Annotated in this window: 18 protein-coding genes; 8 read left to right on the top strand and 10 right to left on the bottom strand. The window is 43.8% G+C overall.

Going from position 1 to position 15,964, the window contains the following annotated elements; all coding sequences use genetic code 11:
* Positions 1-23 precede the first annotated feature (23 nt).
* The 5 genes from rpmG to ACT6R0_RS13450 all read left to right on the top strand — a co-directional run bounded on the left by rpmG (position 24) and on the right by ACT6R0_RS13450 (position 2,989).
* Positions 24-206, top strand: a complete 183-nt coding sequence (gene rpmG / locus ACT6R0_RS13470; RefSeq protein ID WP_008253902.1) for a 50S ribosomal protein L33 — start codon at positions 24-26, stop codon at positions 204-206.
* Between the two features lie 9 nt (positions 207-215).
* Positions 216-368, top strand: a complete 153-nt coding sequence (locus ACT6R0_RS13465) for a DUF4295 domain-containing protein (RefSeq protein ID WP_444654322.1) — start codon at positions 216-218, stop codon at positions 366-368.
* A 94-nt stretch (positions 369-462) separates the two neighbouring features.
* Entirely contained in the window at positions 463-1,416 is a 954-nt protein-coding gene (gene ftsY / locus ACT6R0_RS13460) for a signal recognition particle-docking protein FtsY (protein ID WP_444654323.1), read from the top strand.
* Positions 1,417-1,457: 41 nt separating this feature from the next.
* Complete coding sequence (locus ACT6R0_RS13455) at positions 1,458-2,666, top strand: hypothetical protein (RefSeq protein ID WP_444654324.1); 1,209 nt, start codon at positions 1,458-1,460, stop codon at positions 2,664-2,666.
* A gap of 2 nt (positions 2,667-2,668) precedes the next feature.
* Entirely contained in the window at positions 2,669-2,989 is a 321-nt protein-coding gene (locus ACT6R0_RS13450; protein ID WP_444654325.1) for a hypothetical protein, read from the top strand.
* Here the strand turns inward: ACT6R0_RS13450 and ACT6R0_RS13445 are convergent.
* Positions 2,982-4,055 (bottom strand): serine hydrolase domain-containing protein, encoded by a 1,074-nt coding sequence (locus ACT6R0_RS13445; protein ID WP_444654326.1) that lies wholly within the window; start codon positions 4,053-4,055, stop codon positions 2,982-2,984. The two genes, ACT6R0_RS13450 and ACT6R0_RS13445, sit on opposite strands and share 8 nt — an antisense overlap.
* Positions 4,056-4,144: 89 nt before the next feature.
* Between ACT6R0_RS13445 and ACT6R0_RS13440 the strand changes: the two genes are divergently transcribed.
* A complete protein-coding gene (locus ACT6R0_RS13440) occupies positions 4,145-4,558 on the top strand; it encodes a lipocalin family protein (RefSeq protein ID WP_444655570.1) in 414 nt (137 codons plus the stop codon).
* Positions 4,558-4,854, top strand: a complete 297-nt coding sequence (locus ACT6R0_RS13435) for a DUF721 domain-containing protein (protein WP_444654329.1) — start codon at positions 4,558-4,560, stop codon at positions 4,852-4,854. Before ACT6R0_RS13440 ends, ACT6R0_RS13435 begins: the two co-directional genes overlap by 1 nt.
* Positions 4,855-4,914: 60 nt before the next feature.
* Here ACT6R0_RS13435 and ACT6R0_RS13430 read toward each other — a convergent pair whose 3' ends face one another.
* The 5 genes from ACT6R0_RS13430 to ACT6R0_RS13410 are packed head-to-tail and all read right to left on the bottom strand — an operon-like array spanning position 4,915 to position 8,593.
* Positions 4,915-5,334, bottom strand: coding sequence for a nucleoside-diphosphate kinase (locus ACT6R0_RS13430; protein WP_444654517.1), 420 nt, complete (start codon positions 5,332-5,334; stop codon positions 4,915-4,917).
* Between the two features lie 52 nt (positions 5,335-5,386).
* Positions 5,387-5,680 carry a type II toxin-antitoxin system RelE/ParE family toxin gene (locus ACT6R0_RS13425; protein ID WP_444654331.1) on the bottom strand — a complete coding sequence of 98 codons (294 nt, stop codon included), beginning with the start codon at positions 5,678-5,680 and terminating at the stop codon, positions 5,387-5,389.
* Entirely contained in the window at positions 5,670-5,900 is a 231-nt protein-coding gene (locus tag ACT6R0_RS13420; RefSeq protein ID WP_444654333.1) for a hypothetical protein, read from the bottom strand. The genes ACT6R0_RS13425 and ACT6R0_RS13420 overlap by 11 nt, the downstream gene beginning before the upstream one ends.
* A gap of 37 nt (positions 5,901-5,937) precedes the next feature.
* On the bottom strand, positions 5,938-7,527 hold the full coding sequence (bshC, locus tag ACT6R0_RS13415; RefSeq protein ID WP_444654334.1) for a bacillithiol biosynthesis cysteine-adding enzyme BshC: 1,590 nt from the start codon (positions 7,525-7,527) through the stop codon (positions 5,938-5,940).
* Positions 7,528-7,579: 52 nt separating this feature from the next.
* A complete protein-coding gene (locus tag ACT6R0_RS13410; protein WP_444654336.1) occupies positions 7,580-8,593 on the bottom strand; it encodes a hypothetical protein in 1,014 nt (337 codons plus the stop codon).
* 230 nt (positions 8,594-8,823) lie between these two features.
* Between ACT6R0_RS13410 and ACT6R0_RS13405 the strand changes: the two genes are divergently transcribed.
* Positions 8,824-11,067, top strand: a complete 2,244-nt coding sequence (locus tag ACT6R0_RS13405; protein ID WP_444654338.1) for a B12-binding domain-containing radical SAM protein — start codon at positions 8,824-8,826, stop codon at positions 11,065-11,067.
* Here the strand turns inward: ACT6R0_RS13405 and ACT6R0_RS13400 are convergent.
* The 4 genes from ACT6R0_RS13400 to ACT6R0_RS13385 form a co-directional block, all read right to left on the bottom strand.
* On the bottom strand, positions 11,064-11,453 hold the full coding sequence (locus tag ACT6R0_RS13400; RefSeq protein ID WP_444654339.1) for a hypothetical protein: 390 nt from the start codon (positions 11,451-11,453) through the stop codon (positions 11,064-11,066). The genes ACT6R0_RS13405 and ACT6R0_RS13400 overlap by 4 nt on opposite strands.
* A gap of 62 nt (positions 11,454-11,515) precedes the next feature.
* Positions 11,516-12,847 carry a 30S ribosomal protein S12 methylthiotransferase RimO gene (rimO, locus tag ACT6R0_RS13395; protein ID WP_444654341.1) on the bottom strand — a complete coding sequence of 444 codons (1,332 nt, stop codon included), beginning with the start codon at positions 12,845-12,847 and terminating at the stop codon, positions 11,516-11,518.
* A 369-nt stretch (positions 12,848-13,216) separates the two neighbouring features.
* Positions 13,217-14,743, bottom strand: a complete 1,527-nt coding sequence (locus ACT6R0_RS13390; protein ID WP_444654342.1) for an OmpP1/FadL family transporter — start codon at positions 14,741-14,743, stop codon at positions 13,217-13,219.
* A gap of 78 nt (positions 14,744-14,821) precedes the next feature.
* Positions 14,822-15,907: a hypothetical protein gene (locus ACT6R0_RS13385; RefSeq protein WP_444654344.1), complete on the bottom strand. Its 1,086-nt coding sequence runs from the start codon at positions 15,905-15,907 to the stop codon at positions 14,822-14,824.
* Between the last annotated feature and the right edge of the window lie 57 nt (positions 15,908-15,964).

Below are 15,964 nucleotides of genomic sequence, written 5' to 3'. Positions count from 1 at the left end.
CGGACTAATAAATATATAGCACGATGGCAAAGAAAGGCAACAGAATCCAGGTAATTTTAGAATGTACTGAGCACAAGACATCTGGTGTTCCGGGTACATCAAGGTATATTACTACCAAGAACAAAAAGAACACTCCGGACAGGCTTGAGATCAAAAAATTCAACCCTATCCTTAAGCGAGTGACCGTCCACAAAGAAATTAAATAATAAAGAGTCATGGCAAAGAAAACCGTAGCATCGTTACAAACAGCTTCAAAAAGGTTAACTAAAGCAATCAAGATGGTTAAGTCGCCTAAAACAGGTGCTTACACTTTTGTTGAGAGCGTTATGACCCCTGAAGAGGTGGACACGTTTCTTAAGAAGAAATAATATCCCCAACAATATATAGAAAAGCTACTTTCACATAAAGAAAGTAGCTTTTTTATTTTCTATATTTACCACTGGAAACAGACTATTTGCAACTATGAATTTTTTTAAGAAAATATTTTCTTCCGAAAAGAAGGAAACGTTAGATAAAGGCCTCGAAAAGACAAAAACATCGTTTTTCTCCAAGCTTTCGAAAGCCGTAGCCGGGAAATCGAAAGTTGATGATGAGGTACTCGACAATCTCGAGGAGATACTTGTGTCATCGGATGTTGGCGTAAATACAACCCTTAAAATAATTGAGCGTATAGAGGAGCGTGTGTCGCGCGACAAATACCTTGGAACAGATGAGCTCAACCAGATACTTCGCGACGAAATTGCCGGACTTTTGTCGGAAACCAATTCCGGCGAGGCCACAGAATTTGAAGTGCCCGCAAATAAAAGGCCGTATGTGCTGATGGTGGTTGGAGTGAATGGCGTAGGCAAAACTACGACTATCGGGAAATTAGCTTACCAATTTAAAAAAGCCGGGCATAATGTGGTGCTTGGTGCGGCCGATACCTTCAGGGCGGCGGCTATTGACCAGCTACAGATATGGGCCGACAGGGTAGGAGTGCCTATCGTACGCCAGCAAATGGGCAGCGACCCGGCGTCGGTGGCGTTTGATACATTGCAAAGTGCCGTGAGCCAAAACGCCGATGTGGTGATCATTGATACCGCAGGGCGCCTTCATAACAAGATAAACCTAATGAACGAGCTTACCAAGGTAAAAAAGGTAATGCAGAAAGTAATAGACGATGCACCGCACGACGTCCTCCTGGTGCTCGACGGCTCAACAGGACAAAACGCCTTTGAGCAGGCAAAACAATTTACTGCTGCTACCGAAGTGAGCTGCTTAGCGGTCACCAAACTCGACGGTACTGCGAAAGGCGGAGTGGTTATTGGTATTTCTGACCAGTTTCAGATCCCGGTTAAATACATAGGCATAGGCGAAGGCATTGAAGACCTTCAGGTATTTAACAAGCACGAATTTGTGGACTCTTTCTTTAAATAAAAGCCAGTCTCCTCAATCATAACCAATAAACCAACATAGTAATGAGATTTTTAAGTTTACTTACAGCCCTTATTTTCGGGTTGCAGGCCTACGCGCAAGATCAGCAGGGCTATTACATTGACAATGCCGGAAAACGCACGGAAGGATTCTTTAAGACCAGTGATTTTTATGATGCATCATCCCTTGAATTCAGGAATGATGCTGCTGCCGGATTCTCGAAGCTCGACACACGGAACATTGCCGAATACGGAATTGCCGGCCAGTTTAAATTCCGCAAATACAGTGTCAGGATAGACAGGTCTGCCACTGCTATCAAGAAGCTTAGTTTTGGCAAAGACCCGTTTTGGGAGTTTGAAGATATGTTCCTGAATGTTGTACTTGAAGGTAAGGCTACATTATACTCCTACTCTCAGGATAATACTAAATTCTTTTATTCATTAGACGGTGAAGTTCCTCAGCAATTGCTGTATAGGAAGTATAAAGTGTCTGAAACCGAAGTGCGAGAAAATTCTTTTTACAAACAGCAATTACTCAATACTGTTAATTGTATGAACAAACCCGTGGAATATTTCAAAGATGTGGCCTATACAAAGTCTGCATTGACTAAGGTTTTTAAAGAACATAACTCGTGTCAGGGTGCTGAAAGTGTTGAGTATGTGAATGTAACTTCAAAGGGGTTCAAAATTTTATTGGCTGCCTACGTGGGAGTAGGTAAAATGGATTTTAGCTGGAACAATAGCTTATATGAAACTAAAAAAACCAACTCAACGGATTATTCACTTGGAGCAGAGGTTATCTTCAGGGCTCCATCTGAAAAATGGGATTTCTTTTTTAGGGGTGAACTTGAAAAATTTTCAGCTGAACAGACCGTAGGACTCAAGAATTCTATGAACAGCACACTTTTTAAATTCGATCTTGACGTGCTGTGTATTAATGCATATATGGGGCCTCGTTATAACTTGATCCTTAATGATGATAATAAGATATTTTTTGAAGGGGCTGTAGGGTTTAGCCTTCCAAGAGGTACCATGAAACAATATACATTTCTGCCCGGTACAGATGACAATGATCCACAGGAGGCTGATCTGGGGAATGCATTTTCATTTAATCTTGGCGTCGGATATGAATTTAATAATAAATATGGAATATTATTGCGCTATGAATCGCCCAGGGATATTACCGGGTCCGCTCCCATAAACATTGAGTCCAAAATAAATAGGATAGGTCTTAATCTTCGCTACACTTTCTGATAATGCAGGGCAGGAAAGCAGCAGCTATAGTTATTTCAGGCATTAGTGCTTTAAAGTTCATACTTGCTGCCCTGGAATGCATAAAGCAGTATTTAAAAATAACGAATCCTTTAATTCCGGATGTCCTTTACGAAGGGCTCCGGAATTATTCGTTATTTATAGCGGGTTGTTACTTTGTTGCAATGATACTCCCAATGATCACCCTTGTTACAAAAAAATATTTTTGGACGGCTATCTTAACTTCATCACTGATAATTATTTTAGTATCTGTTTTTGCTCTGCAGATAAGCGATCTTTTTATAAATATTGGGCACTCTAATTGATCACAGCACTTATTTTTTCCCATAGTTCCTCATCAAAGCCAGACAACGCCCAATTCTCTTCATCGGCTGCATCGCCCATGCGGATGATCACCATCTTTTTTGAGGGGATAACATAGATCTTCTGATCGTTTTTACCTAAAGCCATATACATATCTGCAGGTGCTGTAGGTAATAGCTCGCCATTAAATTCGAATTGTGTTCGCGGCATATGGTAACTTTCCTTCCCGTTGAGCCACCAAAGATACCCGTACGATCTGTTGATGTTTTGCGAAGTAGTGGTCGCATTGCTAAAATAGGCAGTGTTGATGATCTGCTGGTCTTTCCATTTTCCGTTATTCAATGCGAGCAGGCCAAAACGGGCCATACTGCGGGTTGTGCTCCAGTATACGCTGAGGTCTTCGCCACTTTCCAGCCATGTGCCTGTTATGCCCAGAGGTGTTTTGATCTTGGCTGTAAAATAATCATTCCACGAAATCCCTGTGGCTTCGACAACTGCGTCCTGTAATTTTACATATACGTTATGGTATGCCCAACGCGTGCCCGCATCGGCTTTGTACTCAAGGTTGGCAGGAGAAACATCATCTCCATTGGCATCATCAAGTCCCGAGGTCATGGTAAGCAGGTGTCGGATGGTTATCATGTTCTCTTTGGCTAATGGCGCGCTCGTCCATCCTGTACCAAGGTAGTCGGAAACTTTATCATCCACATTCAGAAAACCTTCCTGTTCGGCGATCCCGGTGAGGGTTGCAGTAAGTGTTTTCCCGGCACTGGCCCAATACCATGGTGTCGTAGCGGTGTGGCCATTGAAATATTCTTCCATCACGATACGCCCATTTACAAGTATTATGAACGAGCGGCTGTGCTTTTGCTCAAGGTAATTCAGTAAAGGCTGAACAGCGGGCTCATTCCAGTTGAGCGTTCCCCTGTCTTTGGTTTCCCAAACATCAGTTCCGTTATCGGGAAAATACATAGCTTCCGTTTGTGGGTTTTCATTGGGAGAGCGGTCGTCAGCAGAGCTGCAACCCAACACAACAGCTGTCAGCAGGAAAAGGAAAGTTTTTTTCATGGCTTGTTTTTCACTATGACTTTAAAAGTATGAAATAGTTTAAACCGTTGAGCGAAATATTGAGTAATTTTACCCTTCAAATTATGATGATGAAAAAGTTCGTACTGCTATTTGTTTTTATTGCTGCTGTTTCCTGCGGCAAGGTGTCGGAAGACAATTTGAAACACCTGAATGGCTACTGGGAGATACAAGAGGTCGTGATGCCTGATGGCACACATAAGGATTATAAAGTAAATGCGACCATTGACTATTTTGAATTAAAGGGCAAGGAGGGCTTCCGTAAAAAAGTGATGCCGCAATTTGACGGGAAGTACCTGGCAAATGATGTCTCAGAAAAGATAGCTGTTGCCGAAAAAGATGGTAAGACGTTTATCAGCTATACCACACAGTATGCTAAATGGGAGGAGGAAATACTCTCACTGGATGAAGACAAGCTGGTTGTAAAGAACAACCACGACATGGAATATCATTATAAACGGGCACAACCTTTTACAGTAAAATAATGGCAAAACGGCTAAACGGGGAAAATAGCATAAGCGATGTGCTGAAGGAATTCATGCAGGCCAACAACCTGCAGCCTGGTATGGATAAGATCAATGTACGCGATGCCTGGAAGAACCTCATGGGCAATGGAGTGAATAACTATACCCGCGACATCATGCTGAAAGGCACAACGTTGTATGTAGAACTTACATCGGCAGTGTTGCGGGAAGAACTGAGCTACGGTAAGGAAAAGATCATCAAGATGATCAACGAAGAGCTGAAGAGGGAAGTTGTAGCGACCATAGTCTTGAGATAAAAACAAAAAAATGCCGCTCAAAAAGCGGCATTCTCATATAGTGTGTTTGCTTGTCCTGTATTAGAACTGCTCCCTGCCTGCAAAATGGAAAGCGCTTTCGATAGCTGCATTCTCATCGCTGTCAGAACCGTGAACGGCATTTTCGCCCACAGATTTAGCATATTTTTTACGGATAGTACCATCAGCAGCGTCAGCAGGGTTGGTAGCGCCGATAAGCGTCCTGAAGTCTTCAACTGCATTTTCCTTTTCCAGGATGGCAGCTACGATAGGGCCCCTTGACATGAATTCAACAAGCTCACCGTAGAAAGGCCTTGCGTTGTGAACAGCGTAAAATGCTTGTGCATCAGCAACTGTAAGCTGTGTAAGCTTAAGAGATACGATCCTGAATCCTGCTTCAGATATCATTGATAAAATACCACCGATGTGTCCGCCTTCAACAGCATCCGGCTTGATCATTGTAAATGTCCTGTTAGTAGCCATAGTCTTTTTTAAAATTTGGTGCAAAAATAATCGTTTTTACATCAAATCCATATTATTTGCCAGGTTTCTTTTTAGGATTTTGCGAAGTGTGGAAAATAGCGGCTATAATTACGACATCATCAACAATTTCGTAAATGATTATGTATGGAAATACAGACAACTTAAGCTCTCTCAGATTTTTAGATTTTACCGGGAACAGATAAGGGTCTAATGAAATGTATCTGACAGCATTCTTAAATTCGGTAAAAAATCGTGAGCCAAGGTCAGGCTGTTTTGATTCATAGTAGTAAAAAGCTTCGTCAATATGGATTTGGGCTACCCGCGAAATAACCTCTTTAAAAGCCATATTTCTTTTTCATCTGTGCTTCAAAGTCCTCTAAAGACATTCCAGTTGAGGGATTTCTAAAATATTCTTCCCTGCTTTCCATTGCAATTGATAATTGTTCATCGGTAATGGAAATTCTTTCCGATCCGGAAAGAACAAAATTTATCCTTTCCAGTATCTCCGGATCCTCAACCTTATCGATGGCCATCTTTAAGCGTTCTTTTTCTTTAGTGATATTCATGGCGTATAATTTATTCCATAAATATATAAAATAATTATCAAAGCACAACTACGTTAAACTCCTGTTCCAAGGGCTTTAGCTGTCGGAATAACTCCTCCAACAGCCTTCCGTCAAACTCAAGATAGAATTCTGCAAAGTTGGCCCTGCGCTCCTGTAGACTGTTGTTTGGGAATAGCTCATTTTGTATGGAGGTAATGCGTGCCAGCCCGTCAGCATGCTTTCTCTTCTCGGCTTTCAACAGTCGTTTCTCAAGGTTTTCAAGCCCTTTCAGCTGTTTCAGTTCCTGTGCCTTTACAGCGCCGGTAAATGATACGTCGGTTTTTGCGGCAATAGACGATAGCTTTTCAAACTGTGCTTTGAGGAATTCCTTTTGTTCTGTAAGATCAAGTTGGAATTCCGAATAGGCTTGAACTTTACGGTTCACCAGATCCTGTTGTTTTGAGAACATGTCCCCCCAGGTCAATCCGAGCTTGTCAAGTTTATCCGCCTGTTTGTGTGTGGCAACCAGCGCTGAATTCCTTAAAAGCAGTATTGGAAAGTTAACATGCGCAGCGTCAAAATACGACTTCAGTTCCAACCAGTAGGCAAGCTCACCGCCACCGCCAATGTAGCAGAGGTTTGGCAGTATCACTTCCTGGTATAGCGGGCGCATGATAACATTGGGACTGAATTTTTCAGGATGGCTTTCCAACAACTCCAACATTTCTGCTTCTGTAAATTTCAGTTCCGTATTGTTTACAAAGTAGGTGCCATCCTGCAAAATGATGCGCTCCCTTATGTTATCTTCAATGTAAAACAAGTTAATGTCCCTCGGGTTCACCTGGATCTTGTACTCTTTCAATGATCCAGATGCCTCAGCAACTTTTTGGTGGGAGGTCTGGCGTAGCAGTTCCTCTTTTATATGTGGAATGAAAAGCTTTTTCAGTTCGGGAGAGTCCGCATTAATGACCACTAAGCCATGTTCGCCAAAAATTGCATTAGCGAGATAGCGCGTGGCATCGGCAAGATTGGCGTGCTCTAAATACGCTTTTTTAAAGAGTGACTTCAGCCATTCGGCGTTTTTGCCCGGCCCAAGTTCTTTACTGAAAACCTCCAGCACAACATCAAGCCCTTCCGTAGAAAGCCGTCCTACAGGTCCTGAACTTTCACGCGGCCACGCGATCTTTTTATTTTTAAAGTTGAAGTAATTGATCTCTTCAAAGTCATGATCTTCCGTAGCCATCCAGTAAACAGGAACGAAGTTATATTCGGGGTAAGCACCTTTTAATTCCTTTGTCAGGTTGATGGTCGAAATTATCTTGTATAAAAAATACAGTGGTCCGGTAAACAGGTTTAATTGGTGGCCGGTGGTTATGGTAAAGGTATTGCCGTCACTTAACAACTGTATATTTTGCAGGGTAAGGGGAGAAGCATCAATGTCATTATATTGTTGCTGTAATGTATCTGCCAGTACACTTCTGAATTCAGGATCGTAATTTTCCTGTTTTTCCTCGATCTGTAGCTTAAAATTTTTAAGAGTAGGGAAGCGGTTGTACAGCGGTTTCAGGTTAACTTTTTGGTCAAGGTAATCAACGATTAACGGGGTAAAATATCCTGAGCTCTGATAGCTGGTACAGTCTGATGGCATTGTAATTTCTTTTGCGTAAAATTACGGAAAAATAGACAGACAGGATATTCTATTATTTATAATAGTAACGTATTAAGTCAACGATTTTATCATTCACTATATCTTTTTCTTCAATGATAAGTCCGGCAGAATTGTATTTGAAGTAAGGATTTATTTTTCGGGTTTCATTGTCAGTATGGACTATTGCAGTAATTCTGTGATTTTCCAAAGTGTAATCGTAATATTCACAACGTTTTGGCTCATCTTCGAATTGTGTACAATCTTCTATAAGTAAATTTTCAGAATTATATTTCTTAACAATTGTATAGCTATAATCTTTAACGGTTTCAGTCATCTCAGATCCTTTATACTCAAAACTAGTTGTTTTTTCAAGTTGTGAAGGTGAAAGCACTATTTCGCTAATCTTATAATTATCTTTATAATAGTAATCGATTCTAGTCTTGATTTCCCCATTGATCTCATATTTGATTTTCCGTTTAATAAATCCTGATTCATTATATTCATAATCTATAGATTTATATCTCGAAGAACAATCATCACAATGACTTTCTCGTGATTTAAATTTGCTATTTTCATACACTGTCGTTTTGAGACTATCCGTACTAATGAATTTTGAAATTACTCTATTATTTTTGTCATAGATATATTCTTGAGTTTCAGGCTTGATAGTTTTGAGATGAAATAATGTATCCCTATTTTTCTTATCTATCATTATATCATGCATAGGAGTGGTACGGTCAAATTTTACTAAATTACCATTCTCATCATATGTATAATTTTCTGCAAGTGTGTAATAATTATATGAGAGATATTTTTTGCCTTTAAATGGGGCGGCATTATGTGGTCCTTCCGATATAGATATAATTTTATCACCAAGGTATTTCTCTGTATACTCTATAAAATAAGGTGATTCTTCACCGCTACTGACTGTGAACATTGGTTGATACTGAATACCACTGATTATGTTAAATCTCCTGTCAAGAATTTGGCTTAGTATCAATGTACTGTCCTTAACTGCGGTGCCATTCTTTCTTATTTGATATTTATAAACTTCTATTTGTTTCACATTAGGTGGGAATTCAGAGGGTTTCCGTCGAAATTCTTTTAACGATATGGCATCCCTTTGGCTATATGATGCTAAAGAAGTAAAAAGTACAATTAGATAAAAAAATCGCGTCATATTATATATGATTACCAAATCATCCAAAAGGTTGGAATCAAAAGTAAATATACCCAAAATCCCCACACTTCCCAATCCCGAAAATATCCTTTACCTTTGCACCCTAATCCATCATTTTGAACAAAGCCCTTTTAATAACACCACCTTTCACACAGCTCAATACGCCCTACCCGGCGACCGCTTACCTGAAGGGTTTCCTCAATACGAAAGGCATCGCGTCCTTCCAGGCCGACCTGGGCATTGAAGTTATTTTAAAGCTGTTCTCAAAACAGGGACTAAGCGACATTTTCAACGAGATCGAAGCTCGCTTCCCTCTGTCATTGCGAGGAGGAACGACGAAGCAACCTGAAGGGGCCGGGGGTGAGGCCATTTCAACCAATGCCCAACGCATCCTCGCCCTAAAATCCGAGTACCTCAAAACCATCGATTCCGTAATCCTCTTCCTGCAGGGCAAAAACCCAACGCTGGCACACCTGATATGCAGTGAGGACTTCCTGCCCGAAGCCTCGCGCTTCGCACAGCTGGAGGAACTGGACTGGGCGTTTGGTTCCATGGGTACGCAGGATAAGGCAAAGCACTTTGCCACGCTGTACCTTGAGGACATATCCGACCTGATCGTGGAGTGTGTCGACCCACATTTTGGCTTCAGCCGCTATGCGGAAAGGCTCGGTCGTTCGGCAAATTCATTTGACGAACTTTACGAAAGCCTAAAGCAGCCTTACACCTATATCGATAAGCTGTTGATCGGGTTGTTGCACCAAAGGATGCAGGAGATCGATCCGCAGATGGTATGCTTTTCTGTGCCATTTCCCGGTAACCTGTATGCGGCGTTTCGCAGCGCGCAATACATCAAACAGCATTTCCCCAGAGTAAGAACAGTGATGGGCGGTGGCTTTCCGAATACCGAACTGCGCTCGTTGACGGACAAGCGTGTTATGGAGTTTTTCGATTTCATTACGCTCGATGATGGCGAAGCGCCCATCAAATGTCTCATTGAGCATATTGAGAGCAGGAGGGAAGTGTCGGCTTTAAAGCGGACTTTTACATTAGTAGACGGAGAAATAAAATATATCGACAATTCAGGTTGTAAGGATTACAAGCAGTCGGAAGTCGGTACGCCCGATTATTCCGACCTGCTGCTGGATAATTATATTTCGGTTATCGAGATCGTTAACCCGATGCACCGCATGTGGAGCGACGGCCGCTGGAACAAGCTTACCATGGCGCACGGCTGCTATTGGGGTAAATGCACGTTTTGCGACATATCGCTAGATTACATAAAAATATACGAACCCGTCGCGGCACGGCTGTTGGTCGACCGCATGGAGGAACTGATTGCCCAGACCGGGCAAAACGGCTTCCACTTCGTAGATGAGGCCGCACCACCGGCTTTGATGCGCGAGGTGGCATTGGAAATACTAAGGCGCAACCTGGCTGTAACGTGGTGGACTAATATCCGCTTTGAGAAAAGCTTTACTGCCGACCTGTGCCGGTTACTGAAAGCCTCAGGATGCATTGCAGTGTCGGGAGGATTGGAAGTGGCGTCCGACAGGCTTTTGGAACTCATACAAAAAGGCGTGACCGTGGCACAGGTAGCCCGTGTGACCCGAAATTTTACCGAATCAGGCATCATGGTGCATGCGTACCTCATGTATGGCTTCCCTACACAGACTGCACAGGAAACGATAGACTCGCTCGAAATGGTGCGCCAAATGTTCGAAACGGGTATATTGCAGTCGGGGTTCTGGCACCAGTTTGCCATGACGGCACATAGTCCTGTAGGATTATATCCCGAAAAGTTCAGTGTAGTAAAAGACAGCGACATCGTTGGCAGTTTTGCCAACAATGATATAGTGTTCACAGACAATAGTGGTGCCAACCACGATAAGTTTAGTTTTGGGTTAAAGAAATCGCTGTTCAATTATATGCATGGCATATGCTTCGACTATCCGTTGCAGGATTGGTTCGACTTCAAGATACCGCGCACTAAGATCTCCGAAGATTATATTTACAATGTTCTTCAGGAAGATGGCAGCCTGAACATAAAGCCGACCGCTAAAGTAGTTTGGATGGGAGGGAAGCCCTCAATTTCATACTTTACCAAAAACAAAAAAGGCAGATCATTCGAAATGGCTGAACTGGCTTTCCATGATAAAAAAGAAAGTTACACCATTCAGGTCTCAAAAGAAAATGGCGAATGGCTGGTAGCATTTCTCGAAAAAGCATCTATACAAAATGCGGGTACGGCTACCTTTGCACAGGCGAAACAGGACTATGAAAGTACGCAGGAGGACTTCGAGCTGTTTTGGTACAGCAAGCCTGTCAATACGCTAAGGGAATTCGGGTTGCTCGTACTTTAGAATTTTTTGGACTCTTCCATTTTCGTATAAATGGCGGCCTGGTCTTTAGATAGTATCGGGATCACTTTATTGTATATCCTGTCAGATATCGCTTTCGCCTTATCCCTCCTCTCATCAAGCGTAACATCCTTTCCCTGGCTTTGGCGAAGTTCAGTAATATGATCACGCTCATCTTCGAGTATCTCCCTTACTGCTGCTTTTTGGAAGTCATCGAGTTTAAGTTCTCTGGTAAGATAGTCAACAGATTGCTGTACAAAATCGGTATTTTTCGCATTCCTGTCCCTTTTATACTGGCTGCGGCCTATCCTCCGGTCTACCTGGGAATATGTAGTGGCTGAGACAAAAAACAGGGCTAACAATAAAATATGTGATATCCTTAATTTCATAACAAGTATAATTTTATCAAACTTAATAAAAAAAGCTAAAGTTTCCTTTAGCTTTCCAAATATCATGCCTCTATTTTTACGTCGGCCGGAATTCCGTAAAGGTCAAACTCTGTGGCATCGGTAATTTTTATGTTTACAAATTCTCCTGTTTTCAGGTACACTTGTGTAGCGTCTATCAGTACTTCATTATCTACGTCAGGACTGTCAAACTCGGTACGGCCAACAAAGTGGCTGCCTTCCTTCCTGTCGATGATGCATCGGAAGGTCTGGCCGATCTTCTCCTGGTTGAGTTCCCACGATATTTGCGACTGTAGCTCCATTATCTCATTGGCACGTTGCTGCTTCACTTCGGCAGGCACGTCATCCTCCAGCAAGTAGGCGTGGGTGTTCTCTTCATGCGAATAGGCAAAACAGCCCAGGCGCTCAAAACGCATTTCCTCTACCCAATTCTTGAGGGTCTGGAAGTCTTCTTCCGTTTCGCCAGGATAACCAACGATAAGTGTGGTACGTATTGCCATTCCCGGAACGGCCTGCCTGAACTCCTTAAGGAGTTTAGTGGTTTTCTCCTGTGTTGTACCGCGGCGCATCGATTTCAGTACACTGTCGCTGATGTGCTGCAGCGGAATGTCGATGTAGTTGCATATCTTCGGCTCGCGGTCCATCAGTTCCAGCACATCCATCGGGAATCCGGAAGGGAATGCATAATGCAGCCTGATCCATTCAATTCCTTCTACTTTAACCAAGTTTTCAAGCAATTCGGCAAGGTTGCGTTTTTTATACAGGTCAAGTCCATAATAGGTAAGGTCCTGTGCGATAAGTATCAGTTCTTTTACCCCATTTCGGGCAAGGCCTTCGGCTTCCTTTACCAGCTTTTCAATGGGCTGCGAAACGTGCTTGCCCCTCATTAGAGGTATCGCGCAAAAACTACACGGGCGGTCACAACCTTCGGCGATTTTCAGGTAAGCATAGTTTTTTGGGGTAGTGGTAAGCCGCTCACCAAGCAGCTCATGTTTGTAGTCGGCGCCCAGTGCTTTTAGCAGCCCCGGCAATTCGGTGGTGCCAAAATACTGGTCTACATTAGGTATCTCTTTAATAAGGTCCGGCTTATAGCGCTCAGAGAGGCATCCGGTGACGAAAACCTTATCTACAATGCCCTGTTCTTTTTTATCGACATAGTTCAGGATCATGTTAACCGACTCTTCCTTTGCATTGTCAATGAACCCGCAGGTGTTGATCACAATAATGTTGCCTTCCTCGTGCGCGGGCGCTTCGTGGGTCACATCCTTGCCGCTCGCGCGTAGCTGGCCCATTAGCACTTCACTGTCATACACGTTCTTGGAACATCCCAGCGTGATCACATTGATCTTATTCTTCTTTAACGATTTGGTTCTCATGGACTTGAAAATTGGAGTGCAAAATTAATACAATTTATTGACAGATCGCCTATTTAAACGGTAAAGTTTGCGGTTACAGTTAGCTAAAAACACGCCACAAATCATATATATCCCGCAATGTATAGATATGATGGTTATTTTCGGGGCTTATCCCCTCGGATCCTCTATCTGCCTCATTACCTGAATTTACGAAGGCAGGCATATTACGCAGGATATTGGCTCTATCCTCACGTGGCTACTGCTGCCGATATCTGGTGACCGATTTGAATATTCTTCTGTCGTGTATTCGAATGAGCGCGTAGGGAGTGGCCTAAACAAAAAGCCATCCCAAATTTAACGGATGGCTTTTCAGATATAGTAAGATTAAAACTATAAGTCTATGGTATAGGACAGTGTTACGTTGTTATTGGTGCTCGTTACACGTGCCGCATCGGTAAAACCTGAAGTGAGCAATGGTGCATCGCTTTTGCGCTGCAGCCATGCATAAGCCAGGTCGATCCTGGAGTTGGCGAACGAATAGCCAAGGCCTCCTGTGTAGCTGGTAAGGTCGCCCATGGTCCTGCCGTCTTTATAAGGGCTTTCCATAAAGCGGTAGCCGCCGCGAAGGCTGAATTTCTTTATGCGATATTCAGCTCCCACGCGTAATTCGCCCGATACGGTCATGTTATCGGAAAGTTCCCGGTTAATGGCTTCATAACGTGCGTTCCTGAATTCGGTCTTGCTGAAATCCTTAATGGAATAATCAACACTTATAAGCCCGTTCCTGCCGAAAACATACGCAAGGCTCCCAGTCCATTTAGAAGGTGTCTTGATGGTGTGATCGTCAAAAACAAATGTAATGCCGGGATTGGTCACAAATGTGTCGTTAGAGATATTATTAGCGTCACACTCAGGACAGAAAGACGAAATGCGCTGTGTTATCTCGTCCTGCAGCCTGTACCATGTAGGCGACTCATAAGCAACGCCCGCTCTCAGCTGCTCGGTGATCTTTACGATGCCGCCCAAATTTAGCGAGAACCCACCCCCGTAGGTGTAGCGCTCGTTATCGAACCGTATTGCCTGAAGCCCTGTTCCCGATGGGTTGTTGTTGTCCTCGTACAGGCTTGTTGTCTTCACATAGTCGGTGAAATGGAAATTAATATTTGCTCCAAGATAAAAGCGTTGTTTTATCTGTGTGGCAAAGTTGAGTGCCATTTTACCATTGTAGCCACGCGTTGAGGTATAATTTTCATGGTAATAATTACCGGTATTAGGCACATTGCTGGTGTATACCGAGTTGTTGCCATCTGTCGTAACAGGATTAAAAATGTAAGCATTATAGCCCAGGTACGCCTGTTGGTTCATAAAGCTCAGTTCGTCAAAGTAAGCATTTTGCAAAGTGCTCAGGTAGATCCCGCCTTCATTTCCTATCCCGTTGGCATTCCGCAAAAAGTATTGGTCAATAGAATTGTTGGGATTAGTGCCCCGGGCATTCATCTTATTATAAAAACTGTTGGTATTCTCGTAGTTAAAGCCAAGTGTGAACTTATTCATCACCGCATTTTCATTGGCATTGCTAAAAACAAATACAGCGCCCAGTTGGTTCAGGTCGAACGCGTTGGTGTTCGTTGTGTTTTTAGTGCCAAAGTAATTCGACTCGTTGCTTGTGCTGTAATTGGACAGCGAAGCCGTGCCGGTATTATAATTGAAGATCGCCGATCCGGCCGGGTTTACATTCATGGCAGAAACATCGCCGCCCACCGCGCCAAATGCGCCGCTCATTGCCCTGAAGCGTGCCGATCCCGTTAAGTTGTCCGTAGCATAGCGCACCGCATCGGCCGCTGAGTTCAGGTCTTGCTGCGCATATGTCCCCACCGCTGCCAGAATAAAGGCAGCAGATACTATAACTCTTTTCATGGTTCCTGGATTTTAGTAAAAAAGAAACCCCATGCTATTTCGGATGAAAATAACATGGGGCAGTATTTTAAATTTGTATTAGCCCCTGCGTCCTCCGCCGCCGCCGCCGCGTGAGCCTCCACCACCGCCGCCGCCGGACCTTCCGCCTCCAAAGCCGCCGCTGCTGCCTCCGCTACGGGATGGGCTTACGCTGCTTCCGCTGCTGCGTGATGGGGATGAGCTTCTTGATGGTGTGTAAGTGCTGTTGCTATTGCTTCGTGAAGAATTGCTGTAGGTGCTTCGGCTATTTCCATTGTTCCTTGATGAGCCGCTGTAAGTTGCATCACTATTGCCGCGTGAGCGAACAACGTTGGTACTCGTATTCCTGCCATTGCCGTTCGTAAACCTTGTCGACCTGCCGGCTGTAGCATTCCTGCCATTATTAATGCTTGTGGCGCTCCTGCCCTGGGCATACCTTCCGGCATTCCTTCCCTGGGTGTATCTTCCATTGCTTATAGGATTGCGGCCTCCGTTGTAGTAAGCGTTAGACCTTCCGCCATAGTAGTTGCCGTTATTATAGTAGTGGTGGTGTCCGCCCCAGCCATAGCCGTTGCCATACCAACCGCCACCCCAGCCCCAACCGTTGCCGTACCAGCCCCAGCCGCTGCCATACCAACCGCCGCCCCAGCCGTAACCAAGGCCCCAACCCCAGCCATTGCCGTACCAGCCGCCGCCATAATACGGCCAGCCCCAACCGCCATAGTAAGGGTAACCGCCCCAGCCGCCACCATAAACATTTACGGTAACATTATCGCCCGTATCTTCACCCCAGCCCGCGTTGTTGGCATTGTAGGACTGTACTGAAACTACAGAGTCATTATCGTAAGAGCTGTATCCTTCAACATCGGTAACAACAGGATATTCATCCTGCAATGAGTTGAAATAAGTAGAATAGCCGTTGGCATTTTGCCCGGTCACAGCACCATCTTTATACTGGCCTACTGTGCCATCATTGTACGTATATACCGGCTCATTGTTGTCATTACGGGGTACGTTGCCGTAAACTCCGTCGTTATCCGTGCCGGAAACGCTATTGTATGAGCTGCACGATGTGGCAGCAACGCCAAAGATCCCCAGTATTGAGTAGAGGGAAAGGCGTGTAAAGTTTAAGTAATCAGATCTCATAACTGTATTTTTTTATTGTTGACTGTGTAAAAATGGTTAGTTTTGCCACAGCATTAT

Origin of the sequence: Flavobacterium sp. (genome assembly GCF_052437795.1) — a bacterium.
In the GTDB taxonomy this organism is placed as follows: domain Bacteria; phylum Bacteroidota; class Bacteroidia; order Flavobacteriales; family Flavobacteriaceae; genus Flavobacterium.
This window is presented reverse-complemented; position numbering and strand designations above follow the sequence as displayed.